This window comes from Rhodococcoides fascians A25f (assembly GCF_000760935.2).
GTDB lineage: Bacteria > Actinomycetota > Actinomycetes > Mycobacteriales > Mycobacteriaceae > Rhodococcoides.
This window is the reverse complement of record NZ_CP049744.1, coordinates 531,943-551,437: the sequence shown is the minus strand read 5'-3', so window position 1 is coordinate 551,437 and position 19,495 is coordinate 531,943. Positions and strand designations below refer to the sequence as shown.

General features: G+C 55.4%; 20 protein-coding genes and 1 pseudogene. 10 read left to right on the top strand and 11 right to left on the bottom strand.

The genetic code is table 11. The annotated features are described in order from the left end of the window. Window positions 1-19 precede the first annotated feature (19 nt). Window positions 20-223, bottom strand: a complete 204-nt coding sequence (locus BH93_RS02540; protein ID WP_032381115.1) for a DUF3072 domain-containing protein — start codon at window positions 221-223, stop codon at window positions 20-22. A 143-nt stretch (window positions 224-366) separates the two neighbouring features. On the opposite strand from BH93_RS02540, the gene BH93_RS02535 reads away from it, so the two are divergent. Together BH93_RS02535 and BH93_RS02530 are read left to right on the top strand one after the other, a co-directional pair. Then, on the top strand, window positions 367-699 hold the full coding sequence (locus tag BH93_RS02535; protein ID WP_037174711.1) for an excalibur calcium-binding domain-containing protein: 333 nt from the start codon (window positions 367-369) through the stop codon (window positions 697-699). 78 nt (window positions 700-777) lie between these two features. Continuing rightward, entirely contained in the window at window positions 778-1,698 is a 921-nt protein-coding gene (locus BH93_RS02530; protein ID WP_242459102.1) for a pseudouridine synthase, read from the top strand. A 10-nt stretch (window positions 1,699-1,708) separates the two neighbouring features. Here the strand turns inward: BH93_RS02530 and BH93_RS02525 are convergent, their stop codons facing one another. From BH93_RS02525 to BH93_RS02515, 3 genes are all read right to left on the bottom strand, one after another. Continuing rightward, window positions 1,709-2,080 (bottom strand): DUF4288 domain-containing protein, encoded by a 372-nt coding sequence (locus BH93_RS02525; RefSeq protein ID WP_242459101.1) that lies wholly within the window; start codon window positions 2,078-2,080, stop codon window positions 1,709-1,711. 45 nt (window positions 2,081-2,125) lie between these two features. Continuing rightward, window positions 2,126-2,938, bottom strand: coding sequence for a formate/nitrite transporter family protein (locus tag BH93_RS02520; protein WP_037174714.1), 813 nt, complete (start codon window positions 2,936-2,938; stop codon window positions 2,126-2,128). Between the two features lie 122 nt (window positions 2,939-3,060). Continuing rightward, on the bottom strand, window positions 3,061-3,696 hold the full coding sequence (locus BH93_RS02515) for a hypothetical protein (protein WP_155291006.1): 636 nt from the start codon (window positions 3,694-3,696) through the stop codon (window positions 3,061-3,063). Window positions 3,697-3,942: 246 nt separating this feature from the next. Here BH93_RS02515 and BH93_RS02510 point away from each other — a divergent pair, with 246 nt between their 5' ends. From BH93_RS02510 to BH93_RS02490, 5 genes are all read left to right on the top strand, one after another. Then, entirely contained in the window at window positions 3,943-5,880 is a 1,938-nt protein-coding gene (locus BH93_RS02510; protein WP_080739100.1) for an AAA family ATPase, read from the top strand. Then, the gene (locus tag BH93_RS02505) at window positions 5,846-7,624 is read left to right on the top strand and encodes a UvrD-helicase domain-containing protein (protein ID WP_080739101.1); all 1,779 of its coding nucleotides are present in this window, start codon (window positions 5,846-5,848) and stop codon (window positions 7,622-7,624) included. Before BH93_RS02510 ends, BH93_RS02505 begins: the two co-directional genes overlap by 35 nt. A gap of 480 nt (window positions 7,625-8,104) precedes the next feature. Next, the gene (locus tag BH93_RS02500) at window positions 8,105-8,725 is read left to right on the top strand and encodes a hypothetical protein (protein WP_155291007.1); all 621 of its coding nucleotides are present in this window, start codon (window positions 8,105-8,107) and stop codon (window positions 8,723-8,725) included. A 458-nt stretch (window positions 8,726-9,183) separates the two neighbouring features. After that, a complete protein-coding gene (locus tag BH93_RS02495) occupies window positions 9,184-9,744 on the top strand; it encodes a hypothetical protein (protein ID WP_037174717.1) in 561 nt (186 codons plus the stop codon). After that, complete coding sequence (locus BH93_RS02490; RefSeq protein WP_037174718.1) at window positions 9,741-10,715, top strand: ImmA/IrrE family metallo-endopeptidase; 975 nt, start codon at window positions 9,741-9,743, stop codon at window positions 10,713-10,715. The genes BH93_RS02495 and BH93_RS02490 overlap by 4 nt, the downstream gene beginning before the upstream one ends. A gap of 509 nt (window positions 10,716-11,224) precedes the next feature. On the opposite strand, the gene BH93_RS02485 is transcribed toward BH93_RS02490, so the two are convergent. Together BH93_RS02485 and BH93_RS02480 are read right to left on the bottom strand one after the other, a co-directional pair. Beyond that, window positions 11,225-11,512, bottom strand: coding sequence for a hypothetical protein (locus tag BH93_RS02485; protein WP_037174720.1), 288 nt, complete (start codon window positions 11,510-11,512; stop codon window positions 11,225-11,227). A gap of 9 nt (window positions 11,513-11,521) precedes the next feature. Next, window positions 11,522-12,571, bottom strand: a complete 1,050-nt coding sequence (locus BH93_RS02480; protein ID WP_037174721.1) for a GTP pyrophosphokinase — start codon at window positions 12,569-12,571, stop codon at window positions 11,522-11,524. 771 nt (window positions 12,572-13,342) lie between these two features. Between BH93_RS02480 and BH93_RS02475 the strand changes: the two genes are divergently transcribed. After that, window positions 13,343-14,725: a deoxyguanosinetriphosphate triphosphohydrolase family protein gene (locus BH93_RS02475; protein WP_242459205.1), complete on the top strand. Its 1,383-nt coding sequence runs from the start codon at window positions 13,343-13,345 to the stop codon at window positions 14,723-14,725. A gap of 301 nt (window positions 14,726-15,026) precedes the next feature. Here the strand turns inward: BH93_RS02475 and BH93_RS02470 are convergent, their stop codons facing one another. From BH93_RS02470 to BH93_RS28270, 5 genes are all read right to left on the bottom strand, one after another. Then, on the bottom strand, window positions 15,027-15,332 hold the full coding sequence (locus BH93_RS02470; protein WP_052065226.1) for a hypothetical protein: 306 nt from the start codon (window positions 15,330-15,332) through the stop codon (window positions 15,027-15,029). Window positions 15,333-15,345: 13 nt separating this feature from the next. Next, the gene (locus BH93_RS02465; protein ID WP_155291009.1) at window positions 15,346-16,248 is read right to left on the bottom strand and encodes a hypothetical protein; all 903 of its coding nucleotides are present in this window, start codon (window positions 16,246-16,248) and stop codon (window positions 15,346-15,348) included. 59 nt (window positions 16,249-16,307) lie between these two features. Further along, on the bottom strand, window positions 16,308-16,577 hold the full coding sequence (locus BH93_RS02460) for a hypothetical protein (protein ID WP_155291010.1): 270 nt from the start codon (window positions 16,575-16,577) through the stop codon (window positions 16,308-16,310). 175 nt (window positions 16,578-16,752) lie between these two features. Then, complete coding sequence (locus BH93_RS02455) at window positions 16,753-17,004, bottom strand: helix-turn-helix domain-containing protein (RefSeq protein ID WP_037174728.1); 252 nt, start codon at window positions 17,002-17,004, stop codon at window positions 16,753-16,755. Window positions 17,005-17,162: 158 nt separating this feature from the next. Continuing rightward, window positions 17,163-17,471: a DUF3892 domain-containing protein gene (locus BH93_RS28270; RefSeq protein ID WP_371832091.1), complete on the bottom strand. Its 309-nt coding sequence runs from the start codon at window positions 17,469-17,471 to the stop codon at window positions 17,163-17,165. A gap of 253 nt (window positions 17,472-17,724) precedes the next feature. On the opposite strand from BH93_RS28270, the gene BH93_RS02445 reads away from it, so the two are divergent. Then, window positions 17,725-18,741, top strand: coding sequence for a hypothetical protein (locus BH93_RS02445; protein WP_155291011.1), 1,017 nt, complete (start codon window positions 17,725-17,727; stop codon window positions 18,739-18,741). Between the two features lie 452 nt (window positions 18,742-19,193). Next, window positions 19,194-19,439: pseudogene (locus BH93_RS28265) on the top strand (uL30 family ribosomal protein); the annotation flags it as partial. Window positions 19,440-19,495: the final 56 nt, after the last annotated feature.

Genomic DNA, 19,495 nt, shown 5'->3' with positions numbered 1-19,495 from the left:
GGACTTCCGTGGTGCCGACTCAGCCGCGGCCGGTCTCGCCCTGCAATTTGTCGATCATTTCCGACGCCTGAGCCTTGTTCAGATCGTCGGGGACTTCCTGCCCGGCTTCTTGAGCGAGGGTGCTCAAGTAGCTCTTCTGCGGCCCGGTCATCGGCTCGTCGCCGGTGACCCAATCGTCGGGATCCTTCTCGGGGTTCTGGTTGACCTGCTCGTTTTCGCTCATACGTTCGTAAGTACGCCGAATCGGCGGGTTCCAAACACATTCGTGTTCAGGAGACGCGCCCGTAGGTCGTGCGAATGACTTCATTGACAGTTCAATGACCGCCCGGCAATGCTCCACGTCACACCCCCCTCGATTGGAACCTCATGAAGACGAAAAACCTGCTGGTCAAGATCGGCATCTCCAGCGTGATTGCGGCGGCAGCCGTGGTCGCCTCCCCTGCCGTCGCCTCCGCCGACCCGATCACCGATTTCCTGTGCGGAGCCGGCTCGGCCCAGTTCTGCATCCTGCCTCCGCCGCCCGCCTTCGCACCCCCGCCGGCGCCGCAGGGCGCACCCGCGCCCGCACCTCAGCCCAGCGGATTCCAGTACAAGAACTGTGACGCCGCGCGTGACGCCGGTGCCGCTCCCGTCTACCGCGACGAGTACGGCTACGGCCCCCACCTCGACCGCGACAACGACGGCATCGGCTGCGAGTAGCGAATTCGCACTTGTGCGGGCAGATAGCTCGGAATTGTCCGCACAAGTGCGATCTCGGCGGGCGGATACGCTCATTCGGTGAGACGACGCCAGCAACCTCCCCTGGCGAAGCGACACGGACTGGACCCCGCGCGCATCCGAATGCCCGAGGACGGCACATGGCGCACCGTCCGTGAGTTCCTGACGGCGACCGAGTTACGAATCCCTGCACACCGGATCGACGCCATGTTCGACGCCGGCGAGATCGTCGACATGGCCGGCCCCATCTCCTCCGACGCGCCGTACGTGGCCGGCGAGGCCGTCTGGTTCCACCGCGACCTTCCGACGGAAACCGTTGTGCCGTTCGATATTTCGATCGTGCACCGCGACGATGCGCTACTGGTGATCGACAAGCCGCACTTTCTACCGACCATCCCCCGCGGCGGACATATCCTGCAGACCGCGCTGGTGCGACTGCGCCTGGAACTCGATCTACCGCAACTGGTGCCCGCGCACCGACTCGACCGCGTCACCGCGGGTCTGGTCTTGTTCGTCGTCGACCCGAAACTTCGTGGCGCGTATCAGACGTTGTTCCAGGATCGAAAGGTTCACAAGGAGTACGAGGCAATCGCTTCGTACGACCCCACACGGACCCTGCCCACCATCGTTCGCAGTCGAATCGTCTCGGAGAGAGGACAATTCACGGCCCACGAGGTCTCCGGAGAACCCAACGCGCACACCACCGTCGAACTCCTGGACCATCGGGCCGGACTCGGCCGCTATCGACTGACACCGTTGACCGGCCGCACCCATCAACTGCGACTGCACATGAATTCGCTCGGGGTGCCGATCCTCGGTGACGACCTCTACCCGACGGCCACCAACCGGGCCGTCGACGATTTCACCGATCCACTCCAATTACTCGCCAGTGCAATCGAATTCATCGACCCGATCTCCAAATCTGTGCGACGCTTCGAGACCGGATCGAGCCTGGAGCGTTGGGAGTCGGACGAAGGTTGACGTCTCGCGCTCACGTCGCCAACGGATCACGTCCCCCGAGCATCATCTCGAACTCGGAATAGGTTTCCAGGGAAGCGAAGTGGCGCGAATAGAGATCCACGGCGTCTTCGGTTGGATTCTGTAGCGCCCGGGCCACATCGACCACATGCGCCAGCCGGATGTACGACCGGTCCTCGCCGGGGCCAACCGCATACTCATGCTCGCGCGCAAGGGTTTCGACAGCTCGCCGTGCAGCAGCATCGTCCACCGCGTGGACCAAATAGAAGTCCTCGCGATAGTATTCCCCGTCGCCGGCGACCTTACCGAGCTCGAATACCACGATTCCGACATAAGCCTGCTTGGCAGCGTTCATACCGACGAAGGTAGCAGCGGGTTCGATCACCGCTCTCACCACCGAGAAGGCTCCAAAACCTCCTCTTACCCAGCGCTACTCAGAATGTCGGTCACGTTCGGACTTCACCAGCTCCTTCGTGCGCACCAAGCGCAGCGCGGTGACCAACACGACGCCCCCGATGATGTTGAACAGCACTGTGTATCCGAACCATTCGATCCAGGCGACATAGCTCACGTCGGCACCCGCGTGGATGGCCCCGAAGATCAGCAGGGAATCGAGAATCGAGTGGAACAACTGCAGTCCGGCCAGAAGGAAACCAGCCGCCATTGCGGCGATGATCCGCGCGACGTCGGATGTTGTTCCCTGCTGCATGCGGGTCAGCAGGGTCATCGTGCTGCCACCGAGAACAGCCAGGCAGATCGACTGAAGATTCAGGGGTGCGTCGACGAAATGATGCGCCGACTCGGACAACACCTCGAGCCACTGCGGAAACGCGTGCGCGATCAACCACATCACGAACCAACCGCCCAACAGATTGGCCAGTAACGTCCCGACCCACAGCCTCGCCAGCTGCAACGGTGTTCCGTTGCGGGCCACCACCGCTGCGATCGGCATCAGGAAGTCCTCGGTGAACAGCTCACCATGTGCGAGATAGATAGCCACCAGGCCGATGCCGAACGCCAGGCCCGCCAGTAGATGACTGTCGGTCTCGTCCAGCACCGCGAGATACGCCATCACACCCAGAGCAACTTCGAGCCCGCCGAAGAATCCGGTGATCAGGACTGTGCGCACGGTGCGGTGCAAGCGCTCGGCACCTTCGGAGACGACAGCGTCGAAACTTTCCTCGAGTTCCTCTTCCAGAGGTCCCTCGTTGTCGCCGTCGCTGCGCCGCGCTTCTTCGCTCATTCGCAGGTAGTACCCACTGAGCTGGTATTGATACCAGCCCGCCGGCCACGTCGTAGTTCGAGTTTCGTCCGGGCAAACAAAACCGGCCCACCCTTGCGGGTGGACCGGGTTCCAACAGCGAATCATGTGGCGGAGGTAAGTGCATGGCATTCAAACCTGTCCAAGGAAACGCGTCGAATGTTGAGCAAGTGGTCTGAGCTGCAAGGATAAGCGGCTGAGCCCTGCCGCTCGCTTAGCTCCATTGCGTCCAGTTCGGCCGAGACGGTCTCACGACCAGTATCAAAGGCCACAAGCAACGGTCTCTCCGCCAACGAGAGGGTGATGCGCCACGCAGGAATGCGCACACCTGCGCTGTCGTAGAGGTAGTCATTCTTACCTGGGGTCATGAGTATGTGGTCGTCTTCCACCGGGATGCGGTAGGCGACATAGCCATGATCGGTGATCAGAGCGAACGCATAGGCGCCCTCGGAGGCGTAGATCCCTGATCCGTCTGATTGCGGGGCTTGCCGCATCGTCGAGGGTGCGGTGCGTTGGTCTTCGCGAGACAGAAGACTCGTTGCGTCAACGATCGGATCGACGGCGGGAACAGGCATCGGTGGTAGATGTCCGAGTTCACCTGATCGCTGCATGTCACGAGCGATGGCGATGTTTGCTCGGGCGATGGTGCGGAGACTGCGCTCCGCTTGTGCCAGCTGGTTGTCTTTGCGGTGCTTTTCTAAGCGTTCTTCGTCGGGTTTGAGGTTTTTAGATTTGGTCATAGGGTTACCTCATTCTACAGTTTGCCTATAGACAAAAGAGTTGCAAAACAGATCTTTCAATTCGATAGCTCTTGATCCGCCAAACTTAATGAATACTGCTACTATCCACATATCAAATGCATTCCAAATCCACGGTGGACATGCGCGACGCGCCAGCAAGCGAGCAATACATAACGTTTGGTCTGCCGAAAGGTATACTCACTATGCTTAAATATTAGGTAAAGCATAAAAGAGGAGAATCGATCAATGTGGCTCAAGGAACTGTATCTAAAAAATTTCAGGTCATGCGAGGATACAAAGGTCGAACTTTCTAGGGAGATTACGGTACTTATTGGCGAGAACGCGTCCGGCAAGAGCGCCGTCGTCGACGGAATCCGAGCGGTCACAACATCTGCTATCGAAAGGGGTGGGCTTACCTACTCAGTCGAATCTGATGTATCGAGAAACTCCGATCCGCAGAGTCCTGTCGAGATTATGGCTCGATACACAGATCTATCAGATGCACAGAAGGCTGTGTTCATGACAGAGCTAGTGGACGACCACGACGATCTTATTTACAGAAACACATTCAGTCGAAATCCAGACGACCCGTACTGGAAAGCGAGCCACTTTACGGTGGGTGACGTAAACGCAGACGATCCAGAACCTATCAACCGTCGTCGTATAGCTCACGTCTACCTTCCACCACTGCGCGACGCCGTTCGAGAGCTTGACTCAGGGGGCGGTGAGCGGCTTTCAGAGGTACTACGAGTACTTACCTCGAAGGACGAAACTGCGCGAAAAGATTTTATTGCAGATGCAAACGATAAATTGACAGCCATATCAGGGCTCGATCTTCCGGTTAAAGCACAAGAGCAGATACAGACGCACCTTACAGGTATGACCCCGCCGTCTAGGCAACACAACCTCCGTCTCGGAGGCCGGGAACAAGAGCTTCGCCGACTCGCCGGTCTGATGCGAATGCAACTAGCAGATTCTAAGATTGATCCAATGCGACTAGCTTCGTCCGGGCTAGGCTACGCAAGCTTGCTATACATAGCTACGATAGTCGTACAGCTCGTCAACGCTAAGGATTATGATCTCACGATCCTTCTCGTTGAGGAACCTGAAGCACATCTACACCCTCAACTACAGTCAGTACTACTGGACTACCTACGCCAACAAGCTTCAAAGAGCCAAACCGAGGTCGAGACTGATGGATCGCTTGCTCCCGCTGGTCAAATACAAATTGTTGTAACAACCCATTCACCGAACCTAGCCAGTTCCGTGTCCATCGACGAGGTAGTGCTAATAGCACGAACGGCGACGATCGGAAACAAAGAGGAGCTTGCTCCAGAAGAGGTGTCAGTTGACGGCGACGACCAGATGGAAGTCGCTGAAGACGAACAAGTTGAAGGTTGGGAGACTAAGGCAACCGCATTAAAATCCCTCAAGTTGCCCGATGCTGAGCGACGTAAGATCGACAGATATCTCTCGGTCACGAGATCATCGCTTTTATTTGCTCGACACATCGTCTTGGTCGAAGGTGTAGCAGAATCAGTCCTGATCCCCGCGTTTGCCAAGCAGAAGTTGTACAAAGAAGACAAACTCGCCAATAGACACCTAGCCGGCTGTACTTTCGTGGCCATTGACGGCGTTGATTTCGAACCATACTTAAAGCTGTTGCTTTTAGGTGATCACCCGCGTGTCGAAAAGATTGTAGTAATTACCGATCGAGACATCGACAAGAACGGCAAAGCAGCAGGAACAATCCGTAAGACAACATACGAAAAAGGCTTCGCCGAAGCGGTAGCCGACGGTAGATTGTCAGTACACGTGGGTCTACGTACATTGGAGGCAGATCTGTTCTCAGAGGGCTCGAACGAACCCCTGCTTCGCGAGGCGTACATTAAGCTACACCCTCAGTCCGGTGACAAGTGGAATGCCTTCTTCAAAGGGATGGAGAAGGCGACGCCTGAAGACCGCGCAAAAGCATTTAGTGACGCGATCAAAGCTGACAAAGGGAACCTCGACTTAGGAAAAGGCGACTTCGCCCAGCTCATCGCTGAGGCTCTCGAAAATGATGAAGTTGACACAGACGACTTCGCAGTACCTCCGTACATCAAATCGGCAATCGAGGCAATCTGTACTGGATTCACATCTGTAAAAGATGAGCAAAAAGGAACGCAAGATGCAACTAAGTGAGGGCCAGGAACAAGTTCTGAATGCTGAAACCAAAGTGGTATCCGCATGCCCCGGTGCAGGAAAGACCAGGGCAATCCTGGCTCGCTTTGATCAACAAGTACACGCATCTACGCGAGGCGTCGCACTCGTATCTTTTACTAATACTGCCGTAGCGGAGATCCTTTCAAGGACGCGCAAACAAAGAGATTTGGCCAAGCCGCCGCATTTCATCGGCACATTCGACCGGTTTATTCACCAGTTCATTGTTACACCGCATGTCACTAGAATAACAGGACGACGCCCGCAATACGTGGACAGTTGGGATGATCTCAAAGCTGACTGGACAGAACTTCGGGAATTATCTGTGACTGGCAAGGGAATCGAATTGTCACAGTTCACACCAAACTCCAGCGGAAAAGTAGCACTAACCGAAACACCCAGCGTCGACACGCAACAGTACCTCAGGGCATTGTCCACCGCTGGAATTGGCATCGATGGTATCCAAGATCGTGCACAGAAACTTGCCGAAAGCCTCACAGCAAAGCACGTCTATGATTGCGATCATGCACGCACATTTGCTTTGAAACTCTTAAAAGGATCCATACCGGATCCAGTCACGGATCGATTACGAAGGCGTTTTTCCGAAATAATTATAGATGAATTTCAAGACTGCTCGCAGATCGAGTACGATATTCGCTCTGAACTCGAAAGACTCAACATCAACGTAGTAGTTGTCGCAGACCCAGATCAAGGCATCTACGAGTTTCGGAACGCCAAGCCGCAACTATTTTCCGATCTCGTTGCATCCACAGCACCGTCCAGTGTAGTCAGACTCAATGACTGTTATCGGTCATCAGACGCGATCTGTGCTATCACGACGAGCCTTAGGGCTGGCCGCGATAAGATCATCTCTGCCGTCACAGAACGCCCGGAGGGTATCCCAGAACACATTTTTATACTGACTGGGACTGACTCCGCAAGACTAGAGAAGTTCCGTAGGCTGATGGCGGATTTTTATATCGCTGAAAGCAAAGGAATCTTGCTTGCGCCCACGCGGAAGCAGTGCGCGAAGATGTCCGGTGACACGACCGTCAACATTGAGGACGGTTATCACAATACAGGAAAATTACTTAGCATATTAATGCGCCTAAACTCTAGCCGCGATCCGGAGGTTCGCCGAAAGTCTTTACCGTCTTATCTCGCGTTAATATTCAAGTGTTTCGACCTGGCCACGCTGGCACCGGAAGCCCGGACCAGTGAGGCAAAGCTTGATTATCTCAAGCTAGATATAAATACAGTTCAACTGTCGTTAGCCCAACTCCTTGTTGCTTCGAATCAGTGGACTACCAAGGTGCACGTTAAGGAAGCGATCACTGCTGCAATTTTTAACGTAACGAAAGACATTAAAGCGCCCAGATTGGCAAACCTTGGGCGCAAATTTATGGTTCCGCGCGACGATGTATGGAACATGTGGCTTTCACGAAAACGAAATTCAGAATATAATGTGATCCGACATGCGCACATTCACGGCGTGAAAGGTTTAGAGTTTCCGGCAGTCATGCTTCATATCCCACATGCAATTCAGAGAGGCATACAGCCAGGTTTGAATGATTGGAACAATGGCATAAGTTCAGAAGCACGAAGAGTCCTCTACGTAGGTGCAAGCCGTGCCCAGTACCTTCTTGCTCTTTCTGTCGCGCCTTCACGTCAATCTGACCTCACTGAAATATTGGATCGAGATAATATTCCGTATAAAATCCTTTGATCTTTAAGTCCTTGCGCAGGAAAACACCAAGCGAGATTTGAACCCCTCTGACCTCCGGACAAAAAAGCGTGTCGAGTTCGACTAAAAATGTTCAAACTCGACGCACCTCTGTCATTTGAAAATGATTGTCACTTGGCGGAGGTAAGTACGGGGCATTGAAACCTATCGAAGGAGACACGTCGGAAGTTGAGCAAGTGGTATGACTTGTAGGTTCAAGCGGCTGAGTCCTGCCGGTCGCTTTGCTTGATCGCGTCGAGTTCGGCCGAGACGGTGTCACGAGCGCTGTCAAGCACTGGAAGTAGTTTCTTCTGTTCCATAGAGAAGGTGACACGAGGCAGATATGCGATCGACTGAGGTGTTCTTGAGCTAGTCGGTGTTACCTGAGATCATGCGGATGACTGAACTCCGAATCGGGAGATGCGCACCCGGGGTTCCAGCGGGCGAAGGTATCGCGTTATACCTGCCGTATATGCTACGACTGTGAACAAGCGCAGTGCCCACCATGACGGCGTGTGGATTCCGTATCGTGAAGGATCAGACATAAACTTGGACAACGCAGTTGTGGTCCGATGGCTGCAGGCCAACTGCCCACGAATCGGTGATCGAATCACGGTTGGGGCCGTCAAGCAGAGCTTCAGCTACCAATCCAGTGTTCGAGCGTTCGCCTCCAACGGTAATGTTGCGACGCCCAGAAGTTCGTCGCCCACCCGGAGCGGCGGTCCAGTTCTTGTGTTTACGCCAAGCGATGAGCTGTTGCCACTCGGAGTGTCGCTCGCGAGGGGGCTGACCTTGGGTTTGGTTGAGTATGACAGTCCTCGATTAGAGGGGTGGGCCGCCGCCACCAGAGCGCTCAATCTCACTACAGGCGAACATCATCCAGGAGTGGGTGAGGAGATCCATGCCGTCTTTGAACGCCTTGCGTTTTACGGCAACAACGGATATCGGTCGCGCGACAGTTTTTCTATGAACAGGGTTGCCTACGCAGTTGATGACCTGAGGGCTGAACAGCTCGATGACGACTTCATCGTGTCGTACATGATCGCATTGGGCACACCGTATTTGCACGCGAAGGAACTACGAGTATCGCTGGCCAAGCGGTAGCCTCGCCTAGTGCAGATGCTAGTGCTGGAGTTGTAGCGCTATAGGTCACACGGTCATTGTGAAGATCTTTCGTACCAATTCAGGATAGCCAGTTGACACAATAGTGACGACAATCGAATCGCCAAGATCACTGACACCGTACGCGTGGCCGAGAAGGTCGCAGTCCGAAGTGTGCCGTCGCTTCCTCGCGTGTTAGCTGGGGCGCTTGCTCGGAGGCATACGACTCGTACATGTCGAACTAGGATCCTCTGGGTGCGCCCGAGCTGCGCTGCGCCAAAGCATGTCCCGAGCCCACGCACGTCGCGGCGGCGGATCGCGTGGTCTTTCCGTCTTGCTCGCACCCCGTCGCGGCCTTGACCGCCGCATGCCGTTCGCCAGTCGCCCAAGAAGCCATTCGCTTGCAAGACGCTCGGTTACATTTCGTGTGCAAATTCTACGCATGATGTAAGATTCTAGGCATGGAGATGGCACAGGTCGACGACTTGGCAGGAATGATGCTGGACTCGTACGACGAGACAGCGGTGGCCGCGCGAAACTTCGCCACAGAACATGATTGGCCTATGACTGTGCTGGCCAAAGCGCAGCTGTTCAGATCCATCGTTCAAGGTCGCGTCATGAAGGATGACCGCTTCGTACTCGGCAATGCCTATGTCTCTATGGGCCGGGTCCTCGTCACCGACACCACTCTCAATACCGACCTGTTGATTCGCAGCGAGAAAGCCCTGCGGATCGAGCAGGAGCACCTCGATCCGACTCTGGATCTCGATGTTCGACGTGTCCTGTCAGGCGTGAAACTACTTGTCTACAGGTTCAGCAAGACCGGATTGACCTTGTCGTGGTGCGAATCATACGCAAAGAAGGGCAGTCGCCGACTGTTCCCGGACGGTGCACCAGAAGCTATCGGGTATTGGCCATCCGCTGCCGCTTCAACGTTGAACGAAGGGGAGTTTGACCAGGGTAGTGAAACGAACTGGGACGAGGTCGGCGACGTGGGCGACGAGGCCGGGAGTGATGAATGAACCGTCTGAAGGCGTTCCGGGAAATCGAGAGAATCACGCAGTCTGAGATGTCTGAACGCCTGGGACTATCGACAGCCATGATCTCTGCAATCGAGAGCGGCCGCCGCACGTTCGCTGGCAGCCTGGACACTATTGGCTACGGGGATGATCGATTGGTCTTACCCGATATGTCAGAGCCGCTTCATCGCACAAGGGCAGCAACGTCCGTAGCTTCGAAAAAGCGGGCGAAAGAACTGATTCGGCTGGCGGGAGAGGTTTTCCGCGAGCTGCAGGCGGCTACCCCGCAGGCACCCGCGAGCAACCTCCAGAGGCTCGCTGCTCCGACCAGCGTTGACACTGTAGAAGATCTCGCGGCGGAGGTTAGGTCACTGCTCGACAGGGAGGAGTCCGGGCCGATACAGAACTTGACCGACGCGGCGGAGAGGGCAGGGATCTGTCTCATTCCGATCTTTGGCCTCGACGGCGTGGACGGCCTGTCGTCTTGGGTCGAAGGCGTTCCCGTGATCGGCCTCAATCCCGCTGTCCCAGGTGACCGAATTCGGTTCAGCTTGGCGCACGAGATCGGACACCTTGCGATGCACACAAGTCGTCACGATCACGTGGAATCAGAGGCCAATCGATTTGCTGGCGCAATGCTGTTCCCACGAGCAGACTTCGACGCGGCGATGGTCGATAAGCCCAATATGCGGCATTTCGTATCACTGAAAGCCTCATGGGGAGTATCCGTCGCGGCTCTCATCTATCGCGCGCACGAACTCGACTACATCGATGACTCCCGATATCGATCACTTCAGATCCAGATGTCGAAGTGGCGCAGAAATGAGCCCGGAGGTTTTCGTGCGATGCACGGCACCCTGCTCAGTTGGCTGGTGAGAAGCAACGGCGGCACCACAGAAGTCGCTAAGAATTTTGGCTTCAATAGGAATCACGTTGCCGAGCTCCAAGACTGGCGTCATCTCAGAGCTGCCTAAGCGACTGCGATCAGCCGGCCCCCGTGGAACCTTGTCAAGCTCGCCTGGCTCCGACATTCCACGAGGTATGAGCCTGTCCGAGCAAGTTGGTCCACGAAAACGAAGAACCAAACTCATCGATGCTGCCCGAGAACTATGACGCACAGCTGACTTGTGCTCGCTCGCGGGGCAGCAGTCCAATCCCCGGTAGTGCAACCTTCGTAAGTCGATTGAGGCGCGCCCGGAATCGGTTCGAGCTCCGACCTGACCGCTCCAGGCGTGTCCTCGCCGACACTAGTCTGCGTATTGGAATCCATGGGAGGCGACGTCAAGCCAGGTCGTGGCCAAAATGCAATCGTTACGGCGATCACCGCCACGACGCACGCGTACGGCAACGAACGGTGCGCTACGAATTCACTCACGCGAACCCGTTCCCTCGTTGCCGCGCATGCGACGCCTATGTGTTCGTCGCTTTAAGGCTACTGCCTTGCCCGCCAAACAGTAAGCCCAGAGATCCAAACGGCCAGCACTCAATTGAACGAAAGCAGGCTCTGAACCACCGCGTTTTTGACGGCCGCACCGAGCGATCCTTGCTTGGCGAATGGGTGGTCAGCATTCAAACCTAACGAGACGTGTCGGATGCTCGACAAGTGGCCTTCTAACACAGGTTCCAGGCCGACTTCTATCACTCCATCTTGCACGGGCAGGCCGCGGGCCACGTCGCCAGCGGGTTCAAGGGCCGGAACAACTGCGTCGGCGCAGAGTATTATAACCTGCAATCTACCAGCAACGCCGTCGGAGGTCGGCGAGAAAATCATTACGCAACATTAGTCGAACCTAATTCTGCTCGCTTCTACACTTTCCAACCTACGGAGTAGCTCGGCTTTAGCTTCAGCAGCGCTGGAATTTGCATTTAGGTTTACGACTGTCGAGATCAGATGAAATCCGGTCAACTCCTGTGGCGGTTCCAGAAGCGCAAGCTGCTTCTTTAGTTCCAAAATTATCTCGGGCTTTAGCCTAGCTCGCAGACTGCCGATATCCGTTAAATCATTATCGTAGAGAATCGACAAAAGAGGAACCACATCCTTTTCGCGAAGCGGAATTTGCACTTCGGCGAATATTCGAGTGATATTCACCTCGTCAACGAGATCACGATCACCCGGGTTGCTAATGCCTCGAAGATACTGCAATCGATCATGAATCAGATCGAAATGACTGTCTATCGCTCGGAGATGATCGGCTACTATACGCAGTTGCCTCCGGACTCCAATTTCGGGCGACGAACTGGGCTTGTAAGCAAACTTGTGCTCGATCTCTCCCCATGCCTCGATGAGCATCGTGCGGACCTGTAGCTCAAACTCTGGGTACTCACGGCTCGCATCTCCGACATACTGCAAAACGTAGTGGACTGAGGAGTACCCGGTGTCTTTCACCTCCGAAATGTCAAAGCGTTCGGAATCTAACGCTAGGCGATCCATCGTATCTTTCGGCAAGTAGAACTTCGGCTTCGTATGCTTCGACAGTTCCAATTCAGGGGTGCGAGCGATCGCACGGTCGATCAATGGGATGTTGTTCGTAACATAGGTTACGACGCGCGCTCCGAGCATGTCGGACATAGCATTCATTACGACAACCGGGTGATTCTGCAAATCCAGATCATTTTTCTTTGCCTTGTCCTCGACACTCTCCAACCGCTTGACTCGGCTGTAGGTCCGTTGGATTGGACTCGGGATGGTGATCTGCGATCCCTGTCGCTCCTCCGCCCAAAACTCCTCGCGCTCCCATGCCTTGAAAACCTTTTTGAGACGATCCTGCAACGGACGTATCTGGGTAGATACATAATTCGCGTAAGCAGTCGGCAGGTCTCCAGAACTCACTATGCATCCCTTCGACTGCGGTTGATCAGTACACTCACGGTTGTCGTTTTCATCAGACTACCCCGGCGAGCACCCTTCTCCCCTAGGATTGGACTACGCGTCGCGAGGACACATGAACGGTCGTACACTGACCAGATGACACTGGACTCGATCGGTTCTCATTACTCATTCGGCACCCCGTTCCGGGCGGTCATCTTCTCAACCTGTTTGAACTACTCAAACCCACGAGCGGCTTTCCTGACGGTACCTCCGCACGGTTCTTAACTAGAATAGGAATTCTATTGCAATAGCCGACTCTGATGCTTTATAGTTGGCATATATAATTTAACCGCCCGGGAAATCAACAACAAAGATGGAGAACAGGATGAGCGCACCTATTTCCGAGCTGCCTACCAGGTCGCAGGAGATGCTATTGCAGGAACTTGCGAAATCTGCAATTGCGCTGATTTCCAATCACGAAACTTGGCGCGTGAATGGAATAGATCGAAGCGAACTGTTAGACAGACTGCTCGACGAATCACCGCGTTCAAGCAGGGAAATAATGTTCGGCGTACAGTTCGCGCTAAGTCGTGGGCTGCTTAAAACGACCGACGAGATGGTTTTCTTACCTCACGATCATAGCGTAATATCTTGAATTCCAAACGTGCATTGAAAGACGCGGCGGACGGAAGCCTTGTTGTTGACCAGTTAGAAAGTGCTCGTCATGCGAGGCTCACCGCTCTGTGGCCGCGGGAGCTTACTGGTGAGAACCCCGGGTCCAACAGCTTGGACATGCGAACACCCACAGAGCGCGATCGTGGAAGGGTTATATATAGCTCCTATCTCCCTCGACTTGCGGGAGTGACCCAAGTAGTCAGTCCGACTCTAAGGCACGGTTCGATGCATAGCCGCCTAACGCACTCTCATAAGGTGGCGACGCTGTCTCGCGAAATTGCAAACGATGTTGTGCGCATCGCACGCGCCAACGGTGGTGCCGATCGGACAAGTCAGCCTTCGGACATTATCGAAAACATTACAGAACTCGATATTCAATTGGCCGGGGGTTTGGATATTGCAGCCTGTGAACTAGCTGGACTAGCCCACGATATTGGACACGCTCCTTTCGGGCATGCCGCTGAGAAGTTTCTTGATAAATGGCTCCTTGAACTGGACGAAAATGGTGACGGGTTTGAAGGTAATGCGCAAACAACACGCGTGTTGAGCAAGCTTGACCCTCACATCATTTTGGGTAAATATGGTCTCAATCTCACGGCCGTGTCCATGGCGGCCGTACAAAAGTATCCATGGTCGCGGGATCATTCGCAGGCGTTGCGTTCTAATAAATTCAGCGTATACGCTGATGACATAACCAATCTGAAATTTGCTAGGTCGGCGGTCGGCCAAACTGTGCCTGACTCCGCCCCGTCACTAGAAGCCTCGATTATGGATATTGCTGATGACATCACGTACGCTATCCACGATCTTCAGGATTTCTATCAGGCTGGCCTGATAAATATAGAGCAAATCTGCGATGATCTGAAACGAGACTCTTCGGAATTAAATATAAACGATGATACACAATCATATTCCGGTATCTTTACGTCTTCGGCCGAAGACCTCGCACGTAAATACACCAACAGATTCGATCAACACACGTACGCTAAGGCACTGATGCGTGTGCGAGTGTGGCTTAAGCATAGCTTTTCTGGACCCTATGATGGCAGCGTTCTCATGAACGCAACCGTCAGACAAGTTTTTTCGGAGAAAATCAAGGATCTACTGAAGGGATTACGGTTCTCGCGCGACCTTAACTCAAACCCGTTCATTCATTTTGGGGACGATGACTGGCACGAAGTTCAAGTACTTAAGCAGATCGCTCAGGGACGTGTGGTCTCGGCACCATCGGTCGCTCTGCACGAGCGGTCGCAACTCGCAGCGCTCAATGTTGTGCTGCATTCGTTAGAGGAGTGGTGCTCGGAAGGTAGGGCCGCATCGCTACCCCAACCGTTGGCGGCATACGTCCTCGATCTAGACGCCCCAGAGAAGCGAACAGTTCCGCTGAGAAGGGTAATCGTCGATTTCGTCTGTTCCCTCACAGATGAAGGATGCGCGCAACTCGCCAGGAACCTCGGCGGTGTTGACGTGGCCTGGCAAAACACAGGCCGCCAGCAATAGGTGGCCAATCTGCTCGAAGTCGAACTCGGTCGTATGAATGGTCTGGTGGAGCGGCCGCGTTGTAGCGTTGGCTTCAACGCGCCGATCAGAATACCAGGAACAGCTGAAGCTGATCTCGTTCCGACTCAAAGCCGGACCAGATCAGGTGCAACAGGGTCAAGTTGGATGAAGTTCCGGCATCCGGGTGCGCGGTTCTTTAAGTACACCCAACCCCTAGTTGGATGGAACTGTTTCTCAAAGTAAAGAAAATCCACCCATCCAGGTGGCGTTTACGCAGTTGCGATAGGCGCGACATCGGGGGTCACGGAAGATCGAAGTCGACGCGGGTGAGTGCATCATCGGCCGATGTCGCGTTTACGAACGACGCCTTGGCGAGCCGTAGGGCAGGTGCAATGATGTCGCGTTCAACCTTGACCACAGTCGACACTGTCCACCCCAGCTCGCCGCCGAGGCAGGGTGTTGCACTACCAAACAGCTGCACCAGTGCCTCACGCCGATACCCATAGCGGTCAATCAGGTCGTCCACCGTGTACCAGTAAGGCCGCTCCTGATGGACGGGCTGCAGCTCGAAATCGTGCCCTTCGACGACACGAAGCGGGTCGGCCATCTGGCACTCCTCCCTACTCAAACTTCAATCCGCTAGTAGCGGCAACCAGTTTACCGGGCACATGCAGCCGCTGGGATGTCTGGATATACACCGGTCGCCTAGTTGGTGGCGGAATCTGGGGTGGCCCGGTGGAGACGGGAACACTCGGCGCACGGTGTTGACGTTTCCGGAATACGAGACTCCTCCCAGCCGTCAGAACGCGCAGAATCCTGACGCCGATGCGGAGTTCCTTCGGCAATGCCGCGAACGGGCGGAAGAGCAACGTCGAATCGAAAGAGGGCGGCGGAGCGATCTCGGTCTGTGACCTGAGGCCGTCGGGTACAGCCGACTGTCGTCCCGTGTACGTTTGTAGATTGAAGTTGAACGTTATTGCCCTTGATCGGTTTTCAGTTTGTCGAGCTCCCTCTGCCACAGAGCATAAAGACGTTGAGCGCCTTTCGCTAATCTGGTCCGCCTTAAGGTTGCTCACAATATCTTTAACGGCGCCCGCAATCGAACCAGCGTCCGTATAGAATGTTCCTCCAATAATCACCATTGCGAATGGACCGTCGATCGTGTTCGTTGCCTCACCACGAAGTTCGCGACCGACGACGGAGACGTTGATCAGCCGGACGTCGTCGTCGAGTGCGATCACACTCGACGTTTTAAGGTCAGTTGTCGAAGGTGCTTCTGCCGTCGACGCGATCTTCGCCTGTGCCGCACCGAACCCCTCATTGAAGTCAGCGACGGCTTCGGACCAGGCCGACTTCTGCGTTCGTAACCCTAAATCGCTCTCGATGCGACCGCTCAACTCGCTGAAGATGCCCTCCACCTCGGCATCGTTCCCGAGGTCGTTAATCAGGATGTTGCCAATCGCTTCGGTCGCTTGAGCACGCGTAAGCGGCGGGAGCAACACAGGGTAGGTGGACTTCTTCATCGCCCACGCGCCCCCGAGCTCCGTAAGACACATCGGTCGCGATAGAAAATTAGTCGAAATCAGCTCATCACCAGCGCGGCCCCTCCGAGCTGCTCACGCAGGTAGCTTCCGACGTCTTGACCCGACGGAATTCCAGTCGACCGCGCGGACGAGAAAAAGATCCGGTCAGTCGGGACACCACCACGAACCAACGTGTCGCGAAGCAACTTAGCCACCGGGAGATCAGCAAATGCATGGCTCAGAAAAATGTGTTGGTCGGCCACTAGCCGTGCTCCCTCATACTGTTCGATTCCTGCCCCTTGAACCAGGGTACCGATCGGCACCGCCATGCATCCATCTCCCTCTCGAGATTACCGGAGGACGGCTCCATGGCGATGAACGCGTTTGCATCCAGAAGAAAGCGCAGAGCCGACGGTTTCGCGATCGCACCGCCGTTGCTCTGCACGTTTAGATGATCGACCGAGAAACCGCGTCGATCGAAGTGCCACGCCGTCAGTAACGCAGCTAGTTCGCAGACCCGCGACGCTTATCAACGAACTCAGTGATCACCCGAAGTTCCGAACCAATGGCCTCAGCTACGTACATCAGCTCGATGATGTCGAGCCGCCGCTCCCCCGACTCGTACTTGCTGACGAACGACTGTGGCTCCCCGACGCGGCGGGCAACCTCGACCTGTGTCAGCCCAGCATCCAACCGCAGCTGGCGAAGTAATGCGCAGAGCTGCTGGTACTCGGCCGAGTAGATCGACTTTTCCACCCGACAAGCGCACCTTGCGGGATCGAATATCCCAATTTAGGATATTGATTCCAGCGGCGCTCGTCCGGTCGATGGGTACGGCGAGAGAAGGGGAGGTGCACCATGAGCGGAGGCGGCGGATTCGTCAGCGGCGGTGGAGGCTTCATCTGACCCTCCAATCAAACCGAGCGACCCTGCACCCATCCGTGGGTGCAGGGTCGCTCGCGTGCGCGCCAAAAGGTTGGCAGTGACAGCAGGTTGTCGTTGTAGTAGCCGTTCGCGTGGGTGCGAAGGTAGGGCGTCACACCGGCCTCGTGCACCGTACCTACCTCAACTTTCGACTGTGGACCCCGTACGTATGCCGTGAAGTTCCGATTGTTGATGTAGTCGACCATCTGAGCCTTAGTAGCCGATCCCTCCCCCTCACCAGTATCACCTCGCCAATAGACGTCTGTGATGTGCTCGTTGCGCGTCCCACCGGGAGACATCCGCCGGTGGGTGATTCTGAGTGCCACAGCTGTTCCTCGTTCCTTCGGGTTCCGACCCGCTCTAGGTCTACTCCCAGGCACCGACAAGATAAGCGGCTCACTACGTTTGTGCTGCTCAAGCGCACTTTCGTATACACAAGCATGTTCAATTTTGGTATAATTCGGACAGTTCATGCGTGACCCACTCCAACGAATTCACAACTTCAAGCTCGCTCTGATCGCCGTCAGTGTCAGCTTCGTCGGGTTCGTCCTGATGGTCTTCGCACGGTGGCTTGATGGCCAACCGCTTCTCGCCGATCTGGCGTTTCTCCCCTGGGGCGAGGTTGGTGGGACCCTATTCACCGCCGGAATCTTGAGCATCGGGATCGACTACCTCCTGAGTAAGGACGATGACGAGCGGGCAGAGGAGCGCATGCGCCGCATCCTCGCGACCCAAGCGCCGGCCATGAAGGCTGCTGTCATCGATGGGTTCGCCTTCGACGCCGAAGATCTTGCTGGAGTTGCGACACCCGACATGCTCGACCGCATCGTGCGAAACAGCCTCGCGCTACGGCTGAATGATGCAGAGTTCGCTCGCGAAATCTACGACGACGTCCGTGATCAGGCCATTACTGCAACCGAACGCTGGCACGACGTCAAGATCTTCATCCGCCTATCCATGGATAGGAACACGAGCGAAGCGAGTGTTCCCGGCTACGTTGCCACCATCCGTTGGGAGTACACCGTCGTACCGAAGCACGCCGTTCGGCGTTTCGCCGTGGTGTCGGATAGGGCAGAGTATCGGGATCTCATGGCGGACCCGGAGGCAACATCGACCTGGTTCATGCGCAAGGACAGCGGTATCGACGCTGGATCGACCGAGGCGTTCGAGATCGTCCAGTTCACCGTCGACGGTGAACACCGGGCAATCCGCCGCTCGGCTCGAAAGCAGGGCCAGATCTTTAGCGCGTCGATCGGCAAAGACGCCGTTGACGCGGGACTCCCGGTCACCGTGAGCTACACCCAGCGAGTGAAGCTCTTCAAGCATGGACACTTGCTACACCTCGACATGGAGCAACCGACCAGAAACGTCGACATTGATCTTGATTACAGCGACACGGACATCGACTACATCAACGTGCTCGACTTCTTCGTGAGTAGTCACAAGACCCGCGTCGAGCACATGCCCCCGAACGTGCCTGAGCGCTCGATCTCCGTGTCACACGATGGGTGGGTATTCCAACGAAGCGGGGTGGCGTTTGTTTGGGTCGGGAACCGTAACACTCGATAGGGAGGTGGCGCGAACGGACTTCCGCTCGCCCCAATAGACGCGCAGACGGTTCACAATGACTTTAGAGAGTTGTGATTACAGAGTTGACCGCTCCCGTCACGTGCTCGGGTCATTATCATTCATACAAATGACAAGGATGTAGCCGTACCGGCGTGTCTTCCCAACACGCCGGTACTTGATCCGAGAAGATTTCGACATGCGGAGCGCCAACTCAGACACGGTTGTACCGTGGAAGACCGCTACGCAGGACCGTTCGTTCAGGAAAGGGTTTACATAACGTTTACACACGAATACAATTGGAGACAGTACATGAAGTATAACACAACCCGACTACTCTGTTCGCCAATTCTCGCTGGTGCCGGGTCTGACAATGCTGAGAGCTTTCTGTCCTTCGACTCCGAAACCGTAGATTTCTCACGCGTATCACCGCCCACGATCCAGGAGACAAATTGGTGGCGTCAAGACCAAGCAGTAAAGAAGGCGATCAAGCAAGAGAGTTTCTTGAATCGGGCGAATCAGGTCTCGCACCCGGGTCGGTTCGGCTTGAACAACACTCGTCCAACCAGTTCAAGCTTAGAGTACGCAGTCACGGCGGATCAATACTTGTCACACAGAGTAAATCCAAAATCGGACAGAAGAAATCCGTCGTCGCGGCGCTGCGCACACTCGGACTGGGCAAAATTGGCCGAACATGCGTTGTCAGTCCCTCTCGCCGTTCATCCGACTGGGGAAACGTCAGGAAAGTCGCTCACCT

Coding starts and splice junctions, on each gene's coding strand:
- BH93_RS02540 (WP_032381115.1), bottom strand. CDS start 223: ATGAGCGAAAACGAGCAGGTCAACCAGAACCCCGAGAAGGATCCCGAC.
- BH93_RS02535 (WP_037174711.1), top strand. CDS start 367: ATGAAGACGAAAAACCTGCTGGTCAAGATCGGCATCTCCAGCGTGATT.
- BH93_RS02520 (WP_037174714.1), bottom strand. CDS start 2,938: ATGAGCGAAGAAGCGCGGCGCAGCGACGGCGACAACGAGGGACCTCTG.
- BH93_RS02515 (WP_155291006.1), bottom strand. CDS start 3,696: ATGACCAAATCTAAAAACCTCAAACCCGACGAAGAACGCTTAGAAAAG.
- BH93_RS02510 (WP_080739100.1), top strand. CDS start 3,943: ATGTGGCTCAAGGAACTGTATCTAAAAAATTTCAGGTCATGCGAGGAT.
- BH93_RS02505 (WP_080739101.1), top strand. CDS start 5,846: ATGAGCAAAAAGGAACGCAAGATGCAACTAAGTGAGGGCCAGGAACAA.
- BH93_RS02495 (WP_037174717.1), top strand. CDS start 9,184: ATGGAGATGGCACAGGTCGACGACTTGGCAGGAATGATGCTGGACTCG.
- BH93_RS02490 (WP_037174718.1), top strand. CDS start 9,741: ATGAACCGTCTGAAGGCGTTCCGGGAAATCGAGAGAATCACGCAGTCT.
- BH93_RS02485 (WP_037174720.1), bottom strand. CDS start 11,512: ATGATTTTCTCGCCGACCTCCGACGGCGTTGCTGGTAGATTGCAGGTT.
- BH93_RS02475 (WP_242459205.1), top strand. CDS start 13,343: ATGCGAACACCCACAGAGCGCGATCGTGGAAGGGTTATATATAGCTCC.
- BH93_RS02470 (WP_052065226.1), bottom strand. CDS start 15,332: ATGGCCGACCCGCTTCGTGTCGTCGAAGGGCACGATTTCGAGCTGCAG.
- BH93_RS02465 (WP_155291009.1), bottom strand. CDS start 16,248: ATGAAGAAGTCCACCTACCCTGTGTTGCTCCCGCCGCTTACGCGTGCT.
- BH93_RS02460 (WP_155291010.1), bottom strand. CDS start 16,577: ATGGCGGTGCCGATCGGTACCCTGGTTCAAGGGGCAGGAATCGAACAG.
- BH93_RS28270 (WP_371832091.1), bottom strand. CDS start 17,471: ATGTCTCCCGGTGGGACGCGCAACGAGCACATCACAGACGTCTATTGG.
- BH93_RS02445 (WP_155291011.1), top strand. CDS start 17,725: ATGGTCTTCGCACGGTGGCTTGATGGCCAACCGCTTCTCGCCGATCTG.